Origin of the sequence: Streptomyces monomycini, from assembly GCF_022271435.1 — a bacterium.
Taxonomy (GTDB): Bacteria; Actinomycetota; Actinomycetes; order Streptomycetales; family Streptomycetaceae; genus Streptomyces; species Streptomyces monomycini.
Genome location: NZ_JAFIQY010000035.1, coordinates 1 through 19,780, shown reverse-complemented (window position 1 = coordinate 19,780; position 19,780 = coordinate 1). Strand labels below are relative to the sequence as shown.

Genomic DNA, 19,780 nt, shown 5'->3' with positions numbered 1-19,780 from the left:
CCCCGCACTCGGGCACTCTCTGGAGGGTGACGACCTTGGCAGAGCTCGGCAGACGCATGTTCCTCACCGCGGCGGGGGCTCTGGCCACCGCCAGCGCGGTCGGCACCCACGCCTTCGCCTCCGGCCACGCGCGCGACGCGCGGTCCGCGGACGAGTACGTGGACGTGCAACTGCTCAACATCACCGATCTCCACGGGTATCTCCAGGCGGCTCCGGGCAGCACCTCGGTGATCACCGGCGCCGGTGGCAGGAAGTACACCGTGGGCGGCGTGGCCTACATGGCCGCGCACCTCGAACGGCTGCGGGCGGACCGCGCCAACTCCCTCTTCTTCGCGCCCGGAGACCTCTTCTCCGGCTGGGAGTTCGCCACCGAGTCGCTCGCCGACGAACCGACCATCGAAGCCCTCAACCGGATGGGCCTGGACTTCGCCTCGGCCGGCAACCACGAGTTCGACAAGTCACCCGCCTTCCTCTCCCAGCACATGGTGGACGGCATCTCCTACCCGACGGTCGACTGGGACAACTCCTTCGTCGACTCCTCCGGACAGCGTTTCCACGGCGCCGACTTCGCGTACTACGGCGCCAACACGGTCTGGGCCCGCAACGGTGAACGGGTCCTGCCGCCGTACAACATCGAGTGGGTGGACGCCGGACAGGGACGGCGGCTGCCGGTCGGCTTCATCCACCTGACCGCCCTCGGCACCGAGACCATGCCGGCTTCCTACCAGCCGGGGCTGCGCACGCTGGACCCACTGGCCACCGCCGACCGCTGCGCCGCGGAGCTGAAGTCCCGCGGCGTCAACGCGATCGTGCTCAGCCTGCACGACGGCGCGGTGGCCGGCGGCGACTTCAACAGCGGCACCAACCCCTCGGGCCCCGCCTACGAACTGGCGCTGCGCTGCTCACCGGACATCGACGCCATCGTCTGCGGCCATTGGCACACCGCCTTCAACATGATGGTCCCCGACCCCGACGGCGTGCCCCGCCCGTTCGCCGAGGCTGGCTGCCACGGCCAGATCGTCAACGAGATCAGCCTCCGGCTGGACCCGGGGACCGGCAAGGTCGTCCGGGAGCTGACCACGTCCACCAACCACCCCAACACCCGCGATGTGGCGCCCCATCCGGAGCTGTCGGACGTCGTCAAGTACTGGGCCGGGTACGGGACCCGGCGGGCCGCGGTGCCCCTCGGCAAGCAGTCCGCCTCCTTCACCCGGACCCGCAACGCGGCGGGCGAGTCCACCATGGGCGACCTGGTGGCCGACTGGGCGCTGTGGGCCGGGCGGCAGCCGCAGGGCCCGATGAACGACGCCAACCTCGACCCCGCCGTCCCCGCCGACCTGGCCCTCATCGCCATCGCGCCGCGCATGGGACAGGCCATCATCGCCGGGGATCTGACGTACGACGCCGCGACGAACGGCACGGTCGCCTTCGGCAAGGCGTGGAACGCGGTCGGCTTCGGCGACCCCATCGTCACGGCCACCGTCACCGGGCAGCAGCTCCACGACGCGCTGGAGCAGCAGTGGACCGTGCCCGCCGGCGGCGGTCTGAAGTACGCGCCGCTGGCCGTCTCCGCCAACGTCCGCTACAGCTTCGACGCCACGGGCCCGGCGGGCGACCGGGTCGACCCGGGCGACGTGTTCATCGACGGGACCGCGCTGGACGTGTCCCGCTCGTACCGGGTCGCGGCGCCGTCGTACACGCTGCTCAACCAGGACGGGTATCCGGCGTTCACCGGCTTCACCCGGCCCTTCCGGCACAACCGCGACTTCGAGAGCTTCGTGACGTACGTCAAGGAGCGCGGCCGCATCGAACCCGCGCCGCTGGACCGGGTGACGGTGAAGAACAGCAGCGCGCCGGGCGCGCGGATCGGCGCGACCACGGTCCCGCCGCGGCTGCGCAGCGCGGACGGCAAGGTGCTGCCCCGGGCGGAGGCCGCGATGCTCGCCGCCGGGCGGCCCTCGGCGGAAGGGTTCCGCGTGCCCTGCTAGCCGTACGGGACGGGCGAAGGACGGCCGTACGGAAAGTGCCGCGGCACAGCAGCACGCAGGCCCCGCCCGGGATCGGGCGGGGCCTGCGCGGTGCGGGTTCTCGGCGGTGGTCAGGCCGCGCGGGCCTTGGTGGCGTACATGTCCACGTACTCCTGGCCGGACAGCTCCATGACGTCGCTCATCACCTCGTCGGTGACGGCGCGCAGCACGTAGCGGTCCCGGTCCATGCCCTCGTAGCGGGAGAAGTCCAGCGGCTCACCGAAGCGGCAGGTCACCGGCGCCACGTGCGGGCGGCCCTTGCCGCCGGGCTGCACCTTGTCGGTGCCGATCATCGCGAACGGCACGACGGGCGCGCCGGTCATCAGGGCGAGGCGGGCGATGCCGGTACGGCCGCGGTACAGCCGGCCGTCGGGGGAGCGGGTGCCCTCGGGGTAGATGCCGAAGATCTTGCCCTCGTCCAGGATGCGGCGGCCGGTCATCAGCGCGGCGACGCCGCCGTGCCCGCCGTCCCGGTCCACCGGGATCATGCCCGAGGTGGTGAAGAACCAGGCCATCAGACGGCCCTTGAGGCCCTTGCCGTTCACATACTCGTCCTTGCCGATGAAGAACACCTGGCGCTTGACGATGAGGGAGAGGAAGAGCGAGTCGATGAAGGTGACGTGGTTGCCGGCCAGGATCACCGGTCCACTGCCCGGGATGCGCTCCGCGCCCTCGACCTTCGGGCGGAACAGGACACGCATGACGAATCCGAGGAACGCCTTCAGCAGAATGCGGGACAACGGGCCCTCCGGTCGTGGGTGGTCTGCGGCGGCCGCCGCGAGCGTGCACGAGTATGCAGCCCAGGACGATACTCGTCGGCCGGCCTCGACCGCACATCGGGTTCACGGGAGCGATACGCAGAGTTGACATGGGTTTCCCACGCGTTGGGGGGCAGGTCTCCCGTTCGAAAGGTGTACGTGCCTAGGATCGCCCCGACCCCATTGTCAGGTGCCGGACACCCTCACCGGTGCCCTGGAGCAAGGAGCGCGATCATGCAGGAACGGCAGCAGCCGGGACGCCGGACGGTACTGGGCGCGGCGGCCCTCGGCGCGGGCGCGGCGGTCTGGGGCGGCACCGGCACGGCGAGCGCCGCGAGTTCCCGCGGGCGCGGTCACGGCGCGCACGGCGAGCTGCCCGTACCGCTGATCGTCGGCCACCGCGGCGCCAGCGGCTACCGGCCCGAGCACACCTTCGGCTCCTACCAGCTCGCGCTGGACATGGGCGCGGACGTCATCGAGCAGGACGTCGTGCCCACCAAGGACGGCCACCTCGTCTGCCGGCACGAGAACGACATCACGGCCACCACGGACGTCTCCGCGCATCCGGAGTTCGCGGCCCGCAAGACGACGAAGACGGTCGACGGGGCCAAGCTCACCGGCTGGTTCACCGAGGACTTCACCCTCGCCGAGCTGAAGACGCTCCGGGCGAAGGAGCGCATTCCGGGCACCCGGCAGCACAACACCCTTTATGACGGCGTGTGGGACGTACCCACCTTCGAAGAGGTGCTGAAGTGGGCCGACCGCGAGGGCCGCAAGCGCGGCCGCCGCGTCTGGCTGCACATCGAGACCAAGCACCCCACCTACTTCCGCAAGCTGGGCCTGGGCCTGGAGGAACGTCTCGCCCGGCTGCTGCGCAAGTACGGACGGCACAAGAAGCACTCGCCCAACTTCCTGCAGTCCTTCGAGCCCAGCAGCATCCAGCGGCTCGACAAGCTCGTCGACTGCCCCAAGGTCGTCCTGCTGGGCACACTCAAGGACCGCCCCTGGGACTTCGAGGTGGCGGGCGACCCGCGCACCACCGCCGACCTGGTCAAGCCCGCCGGCCTGAAGTGGATCGCCGGCTTCGCGCAGGGCATCGGCCCGGACCTGACCGTCATCCTCCCGCGCACCGAGGACGAAAAGCTGGGCAAGCCCTCCTCCGTCGTCAAGGACGCGCACGCCGCCGGACTCGTCCTGCACCCCTACACCGGCCGCAACGAGAACACCTTCCTGCCCGCCGACTTCCGCCGTGGCACCGACCCGAACGCGTACGGCGACGCGCTGGGCTACTTCAAGAAGTGCCTGGCCACCGGCATCGACGGCCTCTTCTCCGACAACTGCGACACGGCGCTGCTGGCCGCCGCGGAGTTCCGCAAGCACTGACCGGCGGGGCGCCGCACGGCGTCACCCCACGACCGCCGGTGCCACGGACGAGTGAGGCCGTGGCGCCGGCGAAACCACCCGGCGGCGCCGCCACGTCTCGTACGCCATGCGGCACGCCACCCCGGACGACGACCTCATTCGTACGCTGCGCCCCCTGCTCGCCGCCGAAGTCGCGGCCGAAGCGGCCGCCGCGGGAGCCGACGCCGAAGACCTCGAACAGGGCGTGTGGACCCGGCTGCTGGAACACACCCGCGCGGCCGGACCACCCGCCGAACCCGCCCGGTGGCTGCGCCGCGCGGTCCGCGCCGAGGCCCGCGGCGCACGGCGGGTGGCCCTGTGGGAGGTCCCGTACGACCCCACCGGACCGCAGCCCCTGATCGCCGCCGTCGCCGAACGCGTGGCCCTGGAGGCCGAGGCGCGGCGGGCGCTGCTCGCCACCGTCGAGCGGCTTCCCGGACGCTGTCCCGCCCTGGTGCGCGTCCTGTTGTCGCGCTCCGACCTCACCTACCGCGAAATCTCCACCGCGTTGGGAATGTCACAGGGGAGCTTGGGGCCGGTCCGTTCCCGTTGCCTGGAATGCCTGCGCAGAATGCTCACGGCGGAGGTTGCCGCTGCGCGAAACCGGGGAGTCCGGAAGCAGCAGCGTCAGTCACGCCACGACGGCGACGTGCACCCCACGGCGCCGTCGGTCAGGGCAACCGGTCCGGGCGTACCCTCGCACCCTCTGCGCGCCCGGGCGCACCGAACCGAACAAGGGGAGGCAAACGCGCATGGGCATGAGCGTGACCGTCTCGGCAGCGACCGACCAGGACGCCGAGCAGATCCTCAAACTCCAGTACCTCTGCTACCAGCCGGAGGCCGCGCTGTACGACGACTACTCGATCCCGCCGCTCACCCAGACCCTGGATGACCTGCGTGCCGAACTGAGCGACGCCTGCGTGGTGGTGGCCCGGCTCGGCACGGAGGTCGTCGGGGCGGTACGCGGCACGGTCGACGCCGACGGCACCGCCGCCATCGGCACGCTCGTCGTCCACCCGCGGATGCAGCGGCACGGACTCGGCGGGCGGCTGCTGACCGCCGTCGAGGAGCGGCTGACCTCGGAGCGCTCGGCCAAGCGTTACCGGCTGACCGCCGGGCACCGCAGCGAGGGCAACCTGCGCCTGTACCGCAGCCACGGTTACGTCTCCGTCGGCACCGAGCAGGTCAGCCCCCGGCTCAGCCGGGTCACGCTGGAGAAGGAGGCGGCCGTCGCGGAAGGCGCGCCGCAGGACTACGTGGCGAGCGCCTGACCGGCCGGCCCCGTACCGCCAGGGTCCGCCGGGGAGCGCGTCACGCCCGGCGGGCCCGCCGCAGCCAGAGCAGACCGGTCACCGGCAGGAAGATCGGGATGAAGAGGTAGCCCATGCCGAAGTTCGACCAGACGGTGGCGTCCGGGAAGGCGGAGCGGTCCACCAGCGTCCAGGTGCCGACGCCGAGCACGCCGAGCAGCTCCAGCGCACAGCACACGACCGCCGCCCTGCGGGCCCCCTCCCCGCCGCGTACCAGCGAGAACAGGATGAAGGCGTAGAGCACCGCGGAGACCGCGGACAGGATGTACGCCAGCGGTGCCCGGTCGAACTGCGCGATCAGCTGGTAGGCCGCGCGCGACGCGGCGGCGACGGTGAAGACGCCGTACAGGGCCACCAGCAGCCGCCCGGGGCCGGTGCCCAGGGAGCGCCGCTCCCCGGCAGTGCCCTTGGGCGCGGACCCGGAGGACCGGGCTCCCGTGGATGTCTCAGCCATGGCCGCCTCCCCAGATGTCGAACAGCCGCACTTCCAGTACGGCGAGTACCACCGCGCCCGCGGCGACGGTGGCCGAGCCCCAGCGCGTCCGCTCCGAGAGGGACAGGAAGCCGGTGGCCGGTACGCAGGCCGCCGCCCCGATCAGATAGGCGACGAAGATCGCCGTACCGTCCCGCGGTGTCTGGCCGCCCCCCAACTGCACCAGTCCGACGACCAGTTGGACCACACCCAGCAGCGAGACCACGGCCATGCCGATGAAGTGCCAGTCCTTCGTCGGCTCGTCGCGGTACGCGGCGAAGCCGCACCAGGCGGCCAGGGCGAGAGCGGTCGCGCCGATCACGGCCGTCAGCGCGTCGATCACCGGGACCTCCGCGCGGCGCGGCTGCGCGCAGTGGAGAAAAGGGGCATGAGGCGACTTTAAACGGCGGGCTGCCGCCCATGGTGCGCGACCCCGCCGGTCACCCTCGGTCACCGGTGGTCGCCCCGGCCGGTCACCCCGCGTCACGTACCCTGGCGCAGCATGAAGATCTCCGCGGCCGCACTGCTTTTCGACAACGACGGCACCCTCGTCTCCTCCATGGACTCGGTGAACCGCTGCTGGGCCAGGTGGGCCGAGGAGTACGGCATCACCCCCGAGGAATTCGCCCGGGTCGAACTGCACGGCCGGCCGGCCGCCGAGATCATCGGCGATCTGCTGCCCGCTGCCCGGACACCCGAGGCGCTGGCCCGGATCGAGCAGCTGGAGGTCGAGGACGTCGCGGGCGGCGTGGTCGCACTGCCCGGCACCCTCGCGCTGCTGGCGCAGCTGCCGCCGGAGCGCTGGGCAGTCGTCACCTCCGCCACCTCCCGCCTCGCGGAGGCCCGCCTGGCCGAGGTCGGCATCCACCCGAAGGTCCTGATAGCCGCCGACGACATCACCCGCGGCAAGCCCGACCCCGAGCCGTTCCTGCTGGCCGCCCGGCGGCTGGGCGTGGACCCGGCGGACTGCGTGGTCTTCGAGGACGCGCCCGCCGGGCTGCGGTCCGGCCGCGCGGCCGGTATGACCACCGTGGCATTGACCACAACGCACCGGGCCGACGAGCTGTCCGCCGACGTGCTCGTCGAGGACCTGTCGGCGGTGTCCGTGCAGGCCACGGCGGACGGTCTGGAGATCGTCGCGGCGGGCTGACCGGCCGTCCACCCCTCGGTCGGGCCTGTCCGCCATACGGACAGGCTTGATCCGGCCGTACGCCTGTCTGGTTTACTGGCGAACATGACCACGACGAGCAACCGCACCCCTGCGACCGAGGCGCCCCTGACGCCCGGTGCTCGTTGCATGTGTCGAATGTGTGACCGCTGAGGGCCCCCGCCGAGCCTCGCGCCCCGAAGCGAGACCCGCCGCCTTGCGCCGTGCGAGACGTACACCGCCGTACCCCACGGACCCGGCCGCCCCGCGTCACCGGAACCCGAAGCCGGGCCTCCGCGCCCACAGCGCCCCCTCTCGGTCCTCCATGCCGCACTCCGCAATGAATGCCCCGTGCCCGGCGGGCGAGCCGCCCGGCACACGACAGTGACGGAATTCCCAGTGATCACCACAACGGGCCTGACCAAGGTCTACCGCTCAGGAGACCGCGAAGTCACCGCCCTGGACGGCGTCGATCTGCACGTCCGCGAGGGCGAGGTGTACGGCGTCATCGGCCAGAGCGGCGCCGGAAAGTCCACCCTCATCCGCTGCGTCAACCTCCTGGAGCGCCCCACCTCCGGCACGGTCACCGTCGCCGGGCAGGAGCTGACCTCGCTGGCCGGGAACGGACAGCGCGCCAACGCCGCGCTGCGTGCCGCGCGCAGCCACATCGGCATGGTCTTCCAGCACTTCAACCTGCTGTCCTCGCGCACCGTCCAGGACAACATCGAGCTGCCGCTGGAGATCCTCAAGGTCGACCGCCGCGAGCGCTCCCGCAAGGCGCTGGAACTGCTCGACCTGGTCGGCCTCGCCGACAAGGCCAAGGCGTACCCCGCCCAGCTGTCCGGCGGCCAGAAGCAGCGCGTCGGCATCGCCCGCGCCCTGGCCGGCGACCCCAAGGTGCTGCTCTCCGACGAGGCCACCAGCGCCCTGGACCCGGAGACCACCCGCTCCATCCTCCAGCTGCTGCGCGACCTCAACCGCCAGCTCGGTCTGACCGTGCTGCTCATCACGCACGAGATGGACGTCGTCAAGACGATCTGCGACTCGGCCGCGCTGATGAAGAACGGCCGCGTCGTCGAGCAGGGCACCGTCTCGGAACTGCTCGCCACCCCCGGCTCCGAGCTGGCCCGCGAGCTGTTCCCGGTCGGCGGCGAGCCCTCCGGCCCGGACCGTACCGTCGTGGACGTCACCTTCCACGGCGAGGCCGCCACCCGCCCGGTGATCTCCGAGCTGTCCCGTACGTACAACGTGGACATCTCCATCCTGGGCGCCGCCATGGACACCGTCGGCGGCAAGCAGATCGGCCGGATGCGCATCGAGCTGCCCGGGCGCTTCGAGGACAACGTCGTGCCCATCGGCTTCCTGCGTGAGCAGGGCCTCCAGGTGGACGTGGCCGGCGACCCGGCCGAGTCCGCGACGACGGCGCCCGCCGGCGCGCTGGTGAAGGAAGGTGCCAAGTGACCTGGTCGCAGATGCAGCCGCTGCTGTACAACAACACGCTCGACACGCTCTTCATGGTGTGGTGGTCGACGTTCTACGCCGTCCTGTTCGGCGTTCCGCTCGGCGTCCTGCTGATCCTGACCGACCGCGGCGGCATCCTGCAGAACGTCGTGGTCAACAAGATCATCGGCGCGGTGGTGAACATCGGCCGGTCCTTCCCCTTCCTCATCCTGATGGTCGCGCTGATCCCCTTCACGCGCCTGCTCGTCGGTGTCTCGATCGGCCCCACGGGCGCGGTCGTGCCCCTGGTCATCGCCGCCATCCCGTTCTTCGCCCGGCTCGTCGAGGCCGCGCTGCGCGAGGTCGACCACGGGCTGGTCGAGGCCGCCCAGTCGATGGGCGGCGGCACCTGGACCATCGTCTTCAAGGTGCTGCTGCCGCAGGCCCTGCCCGCCCTGGTCGCGGCCGTGACCACCACCGTCATCACACTGATCGGCTACTCCGCCATCGCCGGCGCGGTGGGCGGCGGCGGCCTGGGCAACCTGGCCTACACCTACGGCTATCTCCAGTACGAGACCAACCTCATGGTCATCACCATCGTGCTGCTGATCGTCCTGGTCATCGCCGTCCAGCTGCTCGGCGACCTGACCGTGCGCAGGCTGGCCCGCCGCGGCAGCCGCGGCTCCTCCTCCGTACGCGTCGGACTGCGCAAGGCGCCCGCCCCGGCCACCGCCACCGGGGAGCCCGCCGGGACCGCACCCGCCGCCGACGCCCCGAAGGAGCGCGTCGGCGCCTGAGACCGGGTCCAGCGGACCCTCTTGAGCCCGGACCCTTTGCCGGGCGCACCCCGCGCGGAGCCGCCGGCCCCGCGCGACCGAGAAACCGAGATAGGGGCACTCTTCGTGCGTACCACCCGCAACATCACCGTGGCCGTCGCCGCCGCGGCGGCCGTCGCCCTCGGCGCCAGCGCCTGCAGCGCGCCCTCCGACGTCTCCTCCTCCGGAGGCAGGAAGGCGGACAGCAGCACGCCGCTGACCGTCGCCGCCAGCCCCACGCCGCACGGGGCGATCCTCAACTTCGTCCGCGACAAGCTCGCGGCGAAGGAAGGGCTCAAGCTGGAGGTGAAGGAGTTCAACGACTACAACCTGCCGAACAAGGTCACCGAGGACGGCCAGGTCGACGCGAACTTCTTCCAGCACAAGCCGTTCCTGGACACCTACAACAAGAAGAACGGCACCCACGTCGTGCCGGTCGTCAACGTCGCGATCGAGCCGCTCGGTGTCTACTCGAAGAAGGTCGAGAAGCTCTCCGAGCTGACCTCCGGCAACACGGTGTCGGTCCCCAACGACCCGTCCAACGAGGGCCGCGCGCTCAAGCTGCTCGCCGACAACGGCGTCATCACCCTCAAGAAGGGGGTCGGCTCGGAGGCGAAGCTGACCGACGTCGAGGACGCCAAGGGCATCAAGCTCACCGAGCTGGAGGCCGGCCAGGTCGCGCCGCGCCTGGCCGACGTGGACGCCGCCGTCATCAACGGCAACTTCGCCATCGGCGCCCAGCTCAAGCCCTCCACCGACGCGCTCGCCCTGGAGAAGGCCGACGGCAACCCGTACGCCAACTTCCTGGCCGTCAAGAAGGGCAACGAGGACGACCCGCGGGTCAAGAAGCTGGCGAAGTTGCTGAACTCGCCCGAGGTCAAGAAGTTCATCGAGGACAAGTACACGGACGGCTCGGTCCTCCCGGCGTTCGGCGCGCCCCAGAGCTGATCGCCGTCACCGCAGGTCAGCACCGTAGGGACGGTCGAGTCCGGCAGACGACGGGCCCCGGAGGCGCTCCGTGCGCCCCCGGGGCCCGCGTGCGTGGCACATCCCCGGTCGGATGCTGCATCCTGGTGCACTCAAGACGGTCAACAGGGCCCGAACTTCGGAGCAGCACGGTCAACGGCGTTGGAGCAGCGGCATGACATCCACCTTTCCGGACATCTCCATCAGCACGGATCGGTTGGTGCTTCGCCCTTTCGAAGAGGCCGACGTGCCCGCGCTCACCGAGATGATGAACGACGAGCTGACCGCCGCCTGGACCGCGCGGCCGCAGCCGTACACCACCGACACCGCCCGTGACTGGGCCACCCGCCGGTCCGCCGCGGTCCGCACCGAAGGCCGCGGCATCGCCTTCGCCGTCACCGAGTTCCTCACCCAGCGCCTGGTCGGCACGGTCGAACTCGACCGCACCGACTGGCGGATCCTGAGCACCGAGATCGCCTACGTCACCGCCCCCTGGGCGCGCGGCGAGGGCTACGCCTCCGAATCCGTCCTCGCCGTCGCGCAGTGGCTCTTCAGGGACCAGAAGTTCGAACGGGTCGAGCTGCGCACCGCCGCCGACAACACCGCCGCCCAGCAGGTGGCCCAGAAGGTCGGCTGCATCAGCGAGGGCGTGCTGCGCAACGCCTGGATAGCCCGCTCGCGCACCGAGGACGGCGGCTGGGCGGACATCCGTACGGATCTGATCGTGTGGAGCCTGCTGCCCGAGGACCTCGACGGCGTACCGGGCCGGATGGCCGACGCCAACGGGTTCGCCTATCCGGAGTGGAACTGAGGCGGTCCACGGGGGCCGTTTGCCTGGTGCCGGGGCCCGTCCGCCAGGTTCCGGCCGCCGGGCCCTGGCGGCGGGAACGGCCCGGCGCCCGCGCCGGCGGCCCGCGCGACCGGGCGGTTCCGGCCACCGGTGCCCCGGCCCGCTTCCCTGTGGTCCGGACCTCTCGGGGTAGTCTCGGCCTGCCCACAGGACGCCGTGACCGGCTGACCGCCGCCGCGCGAGGCGCCCGGCGGGTGCGCGGCAGTTCCGCGTCCCGCGGCTCCGCCCCGTAGCGCCCCGCCCTGTTCCGTAGCAAGCGAAGTTCAGGAGACTGACGACGATGGCCGACCGGGTCACGGTGATCGGGTGGGACGGTTCGCCGTTGACCGCCGCCGCCCGCTCCGCCCTCGGCGCGGCGACCCTCGTGGCCGGCGCCGCCCACCACCTCGCCCTGCCCGAAGTGCCCCAGCACGCCGAACACATCCGGCTGGGCAGCGTGGGCCTGGCCGCCCGCCGCATCGCCCAGCACCGCGGCACCGCCGTGGTGCTCGCCGACGGCGACCCCGGGTTCTTCGGTGTCGTACGGACCCTGCGGGCACCCGAGCACGGCCTGGAGGTCGAGGTGGTGCCCGCAGTCTCCTCCGTCGCGACCGCCTTCGCCCGTGCGGGGATGCCCTGGGACGACGCCCAGATCGTCGTCGCCCACAGCCGAGACCTGCGGCGGGCGGTCAACGTCTGCCGCGCGCACACCAAGGTCGCGGTGCTCACCGCGCCAGGCGCCGGGCCCGCCGAACTCGCCCTGCTGCTGGACGGCGTCCACCGCACCTTCGTCATCTGCGAGGAACTGGGCACCGCGCGCGAGCAGGTGACGGTCCTCACCTCCGACAAGGCCGCCGACCACGTCTGGCGCGACCCCAACGTCGTCATCGTCGTCGGCGGGGCCAACGCCGCCACCCAGGGCAGCGGCTGGCTGGCGGGGCGCGACGTCGCCTACCCGGCACCGCCGCGCGGCTGGGGGCTGCCCGCACAGGCGTACGGCGGCGTCCTGGACGTGGGGGAATCCGTCCAGCTGCGCAGCGCCCAGCTCGCCCGCCTCGGCCCCCGGCCCGGAGACCTCCTGTGGGACATCGGCGCGGGCAGCGGCGCCGCCGCCGTCGAGGCCGCGCGCTTCGGCGCCGCCGTCATCGCCGTCGACGCCGGCCCGGACGCCTGCGAACGCACCGCGGCGGTCGCCCGCCGGTACGGCGTCCAGCTCCAGGTCGTCCAGGGACAGGCGCCCCAGGTGCTGGAGGACCTCCCGGAACCGGACGTCGTACGGGTCGGCGGCGGGGGAGCAGCCGTGGTCACCGCGTGCGCCGCCCGCCGCCCCGAGCGCATCGTGACGCACGCGTCGACCCGCGACGAGGCCGAGGCGATCGGCCGAGCGCTGGCCGACGGCGGCTACGAGACCGAGTGCGCGCTGCTCCAGTCCGTCGAACTGGACACCTCCGCCTGGGTCGAGCGGGAACGTGCCGTCGTCTTCCTGCTCAGCGGCTACCGGGTTGCTCACCCGTGACCCGGCCCGCAACCGGCGCGGGGTAGGCTGGCGGATCGTTGCGCCGCCGCCCCACGTTCGGTTTCGTACGCCAATATCCAGAACATGCTGTGACTTTGGCCGTAAATGAAGCACTCAAGGGCGGACGTGCCGCGAGGCGCGCTCGCTCGTTCTAGCTATAGGGGCGGTCGGCGCGCTGCGGTGGAGCGCGTCGCACGAGCGGTTGGAAGGAGCACTACCAATGGGCGAGGGGTACGCATGACCGACACCGGCCAGGTCCCGGGCGAGGGACTGCCGGAGAACGCAGGCGGACAGCCCGGACAGCCGCAGCCGGCGGCCGTTCCCCCGCCTGCCGAGGCCGGCCCGACGCAGCCGCCGGGGACGCCCCAGGCGCCCGACGCGTACACCTTCCCCGACCCCGCCGACGCGGGCACCGAGGACGACGACCTGCTGCTGATGCCGGGCGCCCAGGGCGCGTGGGGCAGCGAGCAGCAGCACCACCAGCACCACCAGTCGCAGTTCCCGCAGCAGGCCCAGCCGTCGCAGGCGGCGCCTCAGCAGACCGTGCCCGAGCAGGCCGGTCCGTACGACTCCGCGCCGCTCGGCGCCATGGCGTACGAGCCGGTGCCGCCGGAGGCCGGCGACCACGAGAGCGGCGGCCGCGACTCGGGCTCCGTCGACCTGGGCGGCGTACGCGTACCGCCGCCCGCCGCGCCGCAGCAGGCCCCCGTGCCGCCGCGCCGCCCCCTGCACATGGGTCCGCCGGTCCCCGACGCGAGCGGCGGCGTGGTCCGCTCGCTCGCCGACCGCGGCCCGGCCGGCGCGCCGCCGAGCACTCCGGTGCGCGGCAACCCCGGTCCGCCGACGACCGGCCCCGAGTACCTGGACGTCGAGGAGGGCGCGCAGCAGCCGGAAGCCCCTGCTGCCGCTGCCGCTCCCGCCGCGCAGCAGGCGCCCGCCGAGGCCTACGCGGCCCCCGGCTCGGCACCGCTGCCCGGGCCGCAGCTCGGCGAGATCCCCGTACAGATGCCCGCGCAGGTTCCCTCCTGGGACAGCGCTCCGGCGCAGGCGGCCCCGGTGGCGCCGGTCGCCGCTCAGGCCGCCGCCGCGGTTCAGGCCGTTCCGGACGCGGCCACGGCCGTCGGGGCGGTGCCGGCTCCGGAGGCGGTCGAGACGCCGGTCGAGACGCCCGTCGCGTCGCCCGTCCCGGATGCCGCCGCGGCCGCAGAATCGGTCGATCGCGGTGCTGAGGAGGCTGCGGGGGCTGGTGTGACGTCGGCTGAGATGACGGCGGAGACGGCTGATGTGACGGCGGAGACGGCTGAGGTTCAGTCCGAGGTGGCCGGAGCCGTCGCCCCGGAAGCGCAGCCGGAAGGCGTACGGGAAGGTGCCGAGGGCGCGCCGGAGGCCGCTTCGGAGGAGACTGCCCCGGAAGGGTCCGCCCCGCAGGCGGACGCCGACGGCAGCGAGCAGGCGGCGGAGGCCGTGGCGGGGGAGCCCGTGGCGGCGGAAGCCGTGACGGGGGAGCCCGTGGTGGCGGAGCAGCAGGCACCGGCCGACCCGGCCGCGTCTGCCGACCAGGCCGCCCCCGTCGAGCAGCCCGTACCGGCCGAGCAGCCTGCTCCCGAAGCCGAGGGCGCGCAGCCGATGGAGCCGGTCCAGGACGTGACCGCCGCCGGCGGGACGACCCACGCCACGGGTACGGCCGACGGCGCGCAGCCCGCGGACCCGGCCCAGGTGCCGCAGCCCATACAGGTCGCCGAAGAGGCACCGGCCGCCCCGGCCGGGACGCCCGCGGCAGCCCAGGAGACGGCCGCCCCGGCCGCAGGGCCGGCGGAGAGCGCCGCCGAGGCCGAGGACGCCCCGGCCGTGACGGCCACCGACGCGCCCGGCGCGGAACAGCCCGTGGCCCCCGTGGAGGCCGAGGCCGTACCGGCCGAGGACCCGAACGCGGTGGAGCAGGCCCCGGCCGTACCGGAGCAGCACCAGGTCGTGGCGGAGCAGGAACAGGCCGTCGCGCCCGTGACCGGCGTACCGCAGGAGACCGCTGCCCCGGCCGAGGAGCCGCAGCCGCAGGCAGCCGACGCGGCACCGGGCGCCCCGGAGGCGGTCGCCGGGCAGCAGCCGGCCGACGGGCCCGAGGCAGCTCCGGCCGCCGACGCGCAGGACCCGGCCGCCGAGGCCGCCCCCACGGACGCCGAGCAGGCCCCGGCCTCCCAGGAGCAGCAGGCCCCCGAGGCCCGGAGCCCGGAGGAGACGGCCCGGGCCGCCGGGCAGGCTCCGGCCGCTCCGGTGGCGGAGGAGACCCAGGCGCCCGCGGCCGAGGCCGTCCGGGCCGGAGCCCCGGAAGGCGACGACCAGCCGGCCCCGGAGCAGGACGCCTCCGAACTCGTCCAGCTCGGCGACGACCAGGACGGCGACGACCAGGACGGTCCGAACACGGTGCACGCTCCCGACACCACGGCCACCCCGACGGACGCTCCCCAGGAGCAGCCCACCGAGGCACCCGCCGCGGAAACCGGCACGGACACCGGCCCGGAAGCTGCCGCGAAGCCCGAGTCCGTCCCCGCCGCACCGGCCGCGCCCACCACCCCTCCGGCCACCGGCTACGACGACTCCGAACGGGCCGCCGTGCACCGCGTCATGCGCGAACGCCGCGACATCCGCAACGGCTTCCGCCCCGACCCCATCCCCAACGAGGTGCTGCTGCGCGTCCTGGAGGCGGCCCACACCGCCCCCAGCGTCGGCCACTCCCAGCCCTGGGACTTCGTCGTCATCCGCTCGCAGGAGACCCGGGAGCGGATGCACCAGCTCGCCTCGGCCCAGCGCGAGGCGTACGCGAAGTCGCTGCCCAAGGCCCGTGCCAAGCAGTTCCGCGAGCTGAAGATCGAGGCCATCCTCGAAACGCCGGTCAACATCGTGGTGACCGCCGACTCGACCCGCGGCGGCCGGCACACCCTCGGCCGTCACACCCAGCCCCAGATGGCCCCCTACAGCTCCGCCCTCGCGGTGGAGAACCTGTGGCTGGCGGCCCGCGCCGAGGGGCTGGGCGTCGGCTGGGTCAGCTTCTTCGACGAGCGCGAGATGGTCCGCGAGCTGGGCCTGCCCGACCACCTGGAGGTCGTCGCGTACCTCTGCGTCGGATTCGTCGACGAATTCCCCGACGAGCCCGAGCTGATGCAGGCCGGCTGGGCCAAGCGCCGCCCGCTGTCCTGGGTCGTCCACGAGGAGACGTACGGCCGCCGCGCCCTGCCCGGCGAGGCGCCCGCCGACCTCCTCCAGGAGACCCTCCAGGGCATCCGCCCGCTGGACGCCAAGGCGCTCGGCGAGGCGTGGGAGCGCCAGAAGCGGATGACCAAGCCCGCGGGCGCCCTGGGCATGCTGGAGATCATCTCCGCGCAGCTGTGCGGCCTGTCCCGCAAGTGCCCGCCGCCGATCCCGGAACCGGCCGCCGTCGCCGTCTTCGCGGGCGACCACGGTGTGCACGCCCAGGGCGTCACCCCCTGGCCCCAGGAGGTGACCGCGCAGATGGTCGCCAACTTCCTGGGCGGCGGCGCGGTCTGCAACGCCTTCGCCAACCAGGTGGGCGCCGAGGTCTGCGTCGTGGACGTGGGCGTGGCCGCCGACCTGCCGACCACCCCGGGCCTGCTGCCGCGCAAGATCCGGCCGGGCACCGCCGACTTCACCGCCGGGCCCGCGATGAGCCACGAAGAGGTGCTGCGCGCCCTCGAAGTGGGCATCGAGACCGCCCGCGACCTGGTGGCCGCCGGCAACAAGGCGCTGATCACCGGCGAGATGGGCATCGCCAACACCACCACCTCGGCCGCCCTGATCTCGGTCTACACCGAGACCGACCCCGGCGAGGTCACCGGCCGCGGCACCGGCATCAACGACGAGACGCACGCCCGCAAGGTCGACGTGGTCCGCCGTGGCCTGGAACTGCACCGCCCCGACCCCGCCGATCCCATCGGCGTCCTCGCCGCGGTCGGCGGCCTGGAGCACGCGGCGATGGCCGGCCTGATCCTCGGCGGCGCCTCGCTGCGTACGCCGGTCATCCTGGACGGCGTCAGCGCCGGAGCGGCCGCCCTGGTGGCCCGGGCCATCGCCCCCGAGGCGCTGGCCGCCTGCATCGCCGGGCACCGCAGCGCCGAGCCCGGCCACGTCGCCGCGCTCAACAAGCTCGGACTGCGCCCGCTGGTCGACCTCGACCTGCGGCTCGGCGAGGGCACCGGCGCCCTGCTGGCGCTGCCCGTCGTGCAGAGCGCCGCCCGCGCCATGCACGAGGTCGCCACCTTCGACTCCGCCGGAGTCACCGAGAAGAGCTGACCGCCGGGCCACCGGCCCTGAGCATGACCCCCGGCCCGCAGCCCCATAGGCTGTGGGCCGGGCCCGTACCCTCTCACCAGGTACGGGGCCCCGGGGTGGCAGCCGCCCCGCACGCCAGCCGCTCCAGCGCCGCAGCGGCGAACGCGTCCCCGTTCCCCCGCCCGCGAGCGCTGCCCCGCATCACCAGCGCCCCGCGCCACCCCACAAGGAGCCGTACCGCCATGGCCGAGCATGCCGAACACGCCGCCTACCCCGTCGGACTGCGCCTGTCCGGCCGCCGCGTGGTCGTCCTCGGCGGCGGCCAGGTCGCCCAGCGGCGCCTGCCCTCCCTGGTCGCCGCCGGCGCCGACGTCCTGCTGATCTCGCCGTCCGCCAAGCCGTCCGTCGAGGCGATGGCCGACACCGGCGAGATCCGCTGGGAGCGCCGCCGGTACGCGCCCGGTGACCTCGCCGAAGCCTGGTACGCGCTCATCTCCACCGACGACCCCGAGGCCAACACGGCCGCCTCCCAGGAGGCCGAGGACCGCCGGGTGTGGTGCGTCCGCTCCGACGACGCCGAGGCCGCCACCGCCTGGACCCCGGCCACCGGCCGCAGCGAGGGCGTCACCGTCGCGGTCCTCACCGGCCGCGACCCGCGCCGCTCCGCCGCCGTACGGGACGCCATCGTCGAGGGCCTGCGCGACGGCACCCTCGCCGCCCCGCACCACCGCGCCCGCGCCACCGGCGTCGCCCTGGTCGGCGGCGGCCCCGGCGACCCCGACCTGATCACCGTGCGCGGCCGCCGGCTGCTCGCCGAGGCCGACGTGGTCATCGCCGACCGGCTCGGCCCCCGCGACCTGCTCGCCGAACTCCCGCCGCACGTCGAGGTCATCGACGCCGCGAAGATCCCGTACGGCCGGTTCATGGCCCAGGAGGCCATCAACAACGCCCTGATCGAGCACGCCCGCGCCGGCAAGTCCGTGGTCCGCCTCAAGGGCGGCGACCCGTACGTCTTCGGCCGCGGCATGGAAGAGCTCCAGGCCCTCGCCGAGGCCGGCATCCCCTGCACCGTCGTGCCCGGCATCTCCAGCTCCATCAGCGTGCCCTCCGCCGCCGGCATCCCCGTCACCCACCGCGGCGTCGCCCAGGAGTTCACCGTCGTCAGCGGCCATGTCGCGCCCGACGACGAGCGCTCCACCGTCGACTGGCCGGCCCTGGCCCGCCTGCGCGGCACCGTCGTCGTCCTCATGGGCGTCGAGAACAGCGGCGCCATCGCCGCCACCCTCATCGCCCACGGACGCGGCGCCGACACCCCCGTGGCCGTCGTCCAGGAAGGCACCACCGCGGCCCAGCGCCGCGTGGACGCCACCCTCGCCACCCTCGGCGAGACGGTACGGGCCGAGGGCGTCCGCCCGCCCGCCGTCATCGTCATCGGCGACGTCGTGGCCGTGAACCCCGCCCACTGACCCGCGAAACCTTTCGCCGGCCCTCACGACAAGGCACCCCATCCCGTGGCTGAGATCATCACCGTCGACGACCCGGACGACCCGCGGCTGAGCGACTACACCGGTCTGACCGACGTCGAACTGCGCCGCCGCCGCGAACCGGCCGAAGGCCTGTTCATCGCGGAGGGCGAGAAGGTCGTCCGACGCGCCGAGCACGCCGGTTACGCGATGCGCTCGATGCTGCTGTCCGCCAAGTGGGTCGACGTCATGCGCGACGTCATCGACGAGGCCGCGGCCCCCGTGTACGTGGTCAGCCCCGCCCTCGCCGAACGCGTGACGGGCTATCACGTGCACCGCGGCGCCCTGGCGTCCATGGCCCGCAAGCCCCTGCCGACGGCCGCCGAGATCCTGGCCCGCCCCGGCACCCGCCGGATCGCGGTCATGGAAGCCGTCAACGACCACACCAACATCGGCGCCATCTTCCGTAGCGCCGCCGCCCTCGGCATGGACGCCGTCCTGCTCTCCCCGGACTGCGCCGACCCCCTCTACCGGCGCTCGGTGAAGGTCTCCATGGGCGCGGTCTTCGCCGTTCCGTATGCCCGCCTGGAGAACTGGCCCCGCGACCTCGACACGGTCCGCGCGGCGGGCTTCCCCCTCCTGGCCCTCACCCCGGACGCCAAGGCCGTCGCCCTGGACGAGGTGGCGCCGCACCGGCTGGACCGCGCGGCACTGCTGCTCGGCGCCGAGGGCGACGGCCTCACCCCTCAGGCCCTACGGGCCGCCGACACCTGGGTCCGCATTCCGATGGCCCACGACGTCGACTCCCTCAACGTGGGGGCGGCGGCAGCGGTGGCGTTCTACGCGGTGACGGCGGGGCGGGGGGATACGGGCGGCGCGTCCGCCCGATAAGCCCCGATAAGCCCCGGTAGGTCCTGGTGGACGAGATCAACTGCGTCAGGGCCCAGCCGACGGCCCAGCCGACGGCCCCGCCGTCGGCGCCACGGCCGAGGACGTCACCACGGACCGCTCGGCCCCCAGCCCCCGGGCCGGGCCCTGGCACCCCTGCGCCGCCGCGATACCCAACGCGACCAGCAGCGTCACCGTGATGAACACGATGATCCGCTGGCGCAGCAACCGCCGGTCCGGCCCGGGCCTGCGCCCGCCGGGCGACGTCCGCGCGCCCGTGCGAGGCGCCCGCGACGGACGAGAACCGTTACGTCCCGAGGCGCGCGCACCCGGTACGGACGGCCGTCTGACGCCACGGGGCTTCGGTGCGGCATCCCCGGGAGCGGCGGCTGCCGGCGCCTGCTGGGGCCGGCCCGGCGCGCCCCCGCGCCCCGCCGCACCCGCGCGGGGCGCCTGCGGGCGCG

At 73.5% G+C, this 19,780-nt stretch carries 15 protein-coding genes; 12 read left to right on the top strand and 3 right to left on the bottom strand.

Annotated elements, in window-relative coordinates; genetic code table 11:
* The first annotated feature begins 56 nt into the window (after window positions 1–56).
* The gene (locus JXZ78_RS30000; RefSeq protein WP_208870088.1) at window positions 57–1,988 is read left to right on the top strand and encodes a bifunctional metallophosphatase/5'-nucleotidase; all 1,932 of its coding nucleotides are present in this window, start codon (window positions 57–59) and stop codon (window positions 1,986–1,988) included.
* Window positions 1,989–2,098: 110 nt separating this feature from the next.
* Here JXZ78_RS30000 and JXZ78_RS29995 read toward each other — a convergent pair whose 3' ends face one another.
* The gene (locus tag JXZ78_RS29995; RefSeq protein WP_030017288.1) at window positions 2,099–2,767 is read right to left on the bottom strand and encodes a lysophospholipid acyltransferase family protein; all 669 of its coding nucleotides are present in this window, start codon (window positions 2,765–2,767) and stop codon (window positions 2,099–2,101) included.
* 252 nt (window positions 2,768–3,019) lie between these two features.
* Between JXZ78_RS29995 and JXZ78_RS29990 the strand changes: the two genes are divergently transcribed.
* Together JXZ78_RS29990 and JXZ78_RS29980 are read left to right on the top strand one after the other, a co-directional pair.
* Window positions 3,020–4,168, top strand: a complete 1,149-nt coding sequence (locus tag JXZ78_RS29990) for a glycerophosphodiester phosphodiesterase (protein ID WP_030017287.1) — start codon at window positions 3,020–3,022, stop codon at window positions 4,166–4,168.
* A gap of 770 nt (window positions 4,169–4,938) precedes the next feature.
* On the top strand, window positions 4,939–5,457 hold the full coding sequence (locus JXZ78_RS29980) for a GNAT family N-acetyltransferase (protein WP_030017286.1): 519 nt from the start codon (window positions 4,939–4,941) through the stop codon (window positions 5,455–5,457).
* A 40-nt stretch (window positions 5,458–5,497) separates the two neighbouring features.
* Here JXZ78_RS29980 and JXZ78_RS29975 read toward each other — a convergent pair whose 3' ends face one another.
* Both JXZ78_RS29975 and JXZ78_RS29970 read right to left on the bottom strand, forming a co-directional pair.
* On the bottom strand, window positions 5,498–5,950 hold the full coding sequence (locus tag JXZ78_RS29975; protein WP_030017285.1) for a hypothetical protein: 453 nt from the start codon (window positions 5,948–5,950) through the stop codon (window positions 5,498–5,500).
* Window positions 5,943–6,311 carry a hypothetical protein gene (locus tag JXZ78_RS29970; RefSeq protein ID WP_030017284.1) on the bottom strand — a complete coding sequence of 123 codons (369 nt, stop codon included), beginning with the start codon at window positions 6,309–6,311 and terminating at the stop codon, window positions 5,943–5,945. Before JXZ78_RS29970 ends, JXZ78_RS29975 begins: the two co-directional genes overlap by 8 nt.
* Window positions 6,312–6,470: 159 nt before the next feature.
* On the opposite strand from JXZ78_RS29970, the gene JXZ78_RS29965 reads away from it, so the two are divergent.
* From JXZ78_RS29965 to JXZ78_RS29925, 9 genes are all read left to right on the top strand, one after another.
* Window positions 6,471–7,118, top strand: a complete 648-nt coding sequence (locus JXZ78_RS29965) for an HAD family hydrolase (RefSeq protein WP_030017283.1) — start codon at window positions 6,471–6,473, stop codon at window positions 7,116–7,118.
* A 396-nt stretch (window positions 7,119–7,514) separates the two neighbouring features.
* Window positions 7,515–8,576 (top strand): methionine ABC transporter ATP-binding protein, encoded by a 1,062-nt coding sequence (locus JXZ78_RS29960; RefSeq protein ID WP_030017282.1) that lies wholly within the window; start codon window positions 7,515–7,517, stop codon window positions 8,574–8,576.
* Complete coding sequence (locus JXZ78_RS29955; protein WP_030017281.1) at window positions 8,573–9,352, top strand: methionine ABC transporter permease; 780 nt, start codon at window positions 8,573–8,575, stop codon at window positions 9,350–9,352. The genes JXZ78_RS29960 and JXZ78_RS29955 overlap by 4 nt, the downstream gene beginning before the upstream one ends.
* A 105-nt stretch (window positions 9,353–9,457) precedes the next feature.
* Entirely contained in the window at window positions 9,458–10,318 is an 861-nt protein-coding gene (locus JXZ78_RS29950; RefSeq protein WP_030017280.1) for a MetQ/NlpA family ABC transporter substrate-binding protein, read from the top strand.
* A 193-nt stretch (window positions 10,319–10,511) separates the two neighbouring features.
* A complete protein-coding gene (locus JXZ78_RS29945; RefSeq protein ID WP_030017278.1) occupies window positions 10,512–11,147 on the top strand; it encodes a GNAT family N-acetyltransferase in 636 nt (211 codons plus the stop codon).
* Window positions 11,148–11,466: 319 nt separating this feature from the next.
* Window positions 11,467–12,681, top strand: a complete 1,215-nt coding sequence (cbiE, locus tag JXZ78_RS29940) for a precorrin-6y C5,15-methyltransferase (decarboxylating) subunit CbiE (protein WP_030017277.1) — start codon at window positions 11,467–11,469, stop codon at window positions 12,679–12,681.
* A gap of 237 nt (window positions 12,682–12,918) precedes the next feature.
* Window positions 12,919–16,986: a nicotinate-nucleotide--dimethylbenzimidazole phosphoribosyltransferase gene (gene cobT, locus JXZ78_RS29935; RefSeq protein WP_030017276.1), complete on the top strand. Its 4,068-nt coding sequence runs from the start codon at window positions 12,919–12,921 to the stop codon at window positions 16,984–16,986.
* A gap of 221 nt (window positions 16,987–17,207) precedes the next feature.
* Window positions 17,208–18,431: a uroporphyrinogen-III C-methyltransferase gene (cobA, locus tag JXZ78_RS29930; protein ID WP_030017275.1), complete on the top strand. Its 1,224-nt coding sequence runs from the start codon at window positions 17,208–17,210 to the stop codon at window positions 18,429–18,431.
* 45 nt (window positions 18,432–18,476) lie between these two features.
* On the top strand, window positions 18,477–19,319 hold the full coding sequence (locus JXZ78_RS29925; protein ID WP_030017274.1) for a TrmH family RNA methyltransferase: 843 nt from the start codon (window positions 18,477–18,479) through the stop codon (window positions 19,317–19,319).
* The last annotated feature ends 461 nt before the right edge of the window (window positions 19,320–19,780 follow it).

Bases quoted from the DNA above. Each gene is read 5' to 3' on its own strand.
- JXZ78_RS29990 (WP_030017287.1), top strand. From the start codon at position 3,020: ATGCAGGAACGGCAGCAGCCGGGACGCCGGACGGTACTGGGCGCGGCG.
- JXZ78_RS29975 (WP_030017285.1), bottom strand. From the start codon at position 5,950: ATGGCTGAGACATCCACGGGAGCCCGGTCCTCCGGGTCCGCGCCCAAG.
- cbiE (WP_030017277.1), top strand. From the start codon at position 11,467: ATGGCCGACCGGGTCACGGTGATCGGGTGGGACGGTTCGCCGTTGACC.
- JXZ78_RS29965 (WP_030017283.1), top strand. From the start codon at position 6,471: ATGAAGATCTCCGCGGCCGCACTGCTTTTCGACAACGACGGCACCCTC.
- JXZ78_RS29945 (WP_030017278.1), top strand. From the start codon at position 10,512: ATGACATCCACCTTTCCGGACATCTCCATCAGCACGGATCGGTTGGTG.
- JXZ78_RS30000 (WP_208870088.1), top strand. From the start codon at position 57: ATGTTCCTCACCGCGGCGGGGGCTCTGGCCACCGCCAGCGCGGTCGGC.
- cobT (WP_030017276.1), top strand. From the start codon at position 12,919: ATGACCGACACCGGCCAGGTCCCGGGCGAGGGACTGCCGGAGAACGCA.
- cobA (WP_030017275.1), top strand. From the start codon at position 17,208: ATGGCCGAGCATGCCGAACACGCCGCCTACCCCGTCGGACTGCGCCTG.
- JXZ78_RS29980 (WP_030017286.1), top strand. From the start codon at position 4,939: ATGGGCATGAGCGTGACCGTCTCGGCAGCGACCGACCAGGACGCCGAG.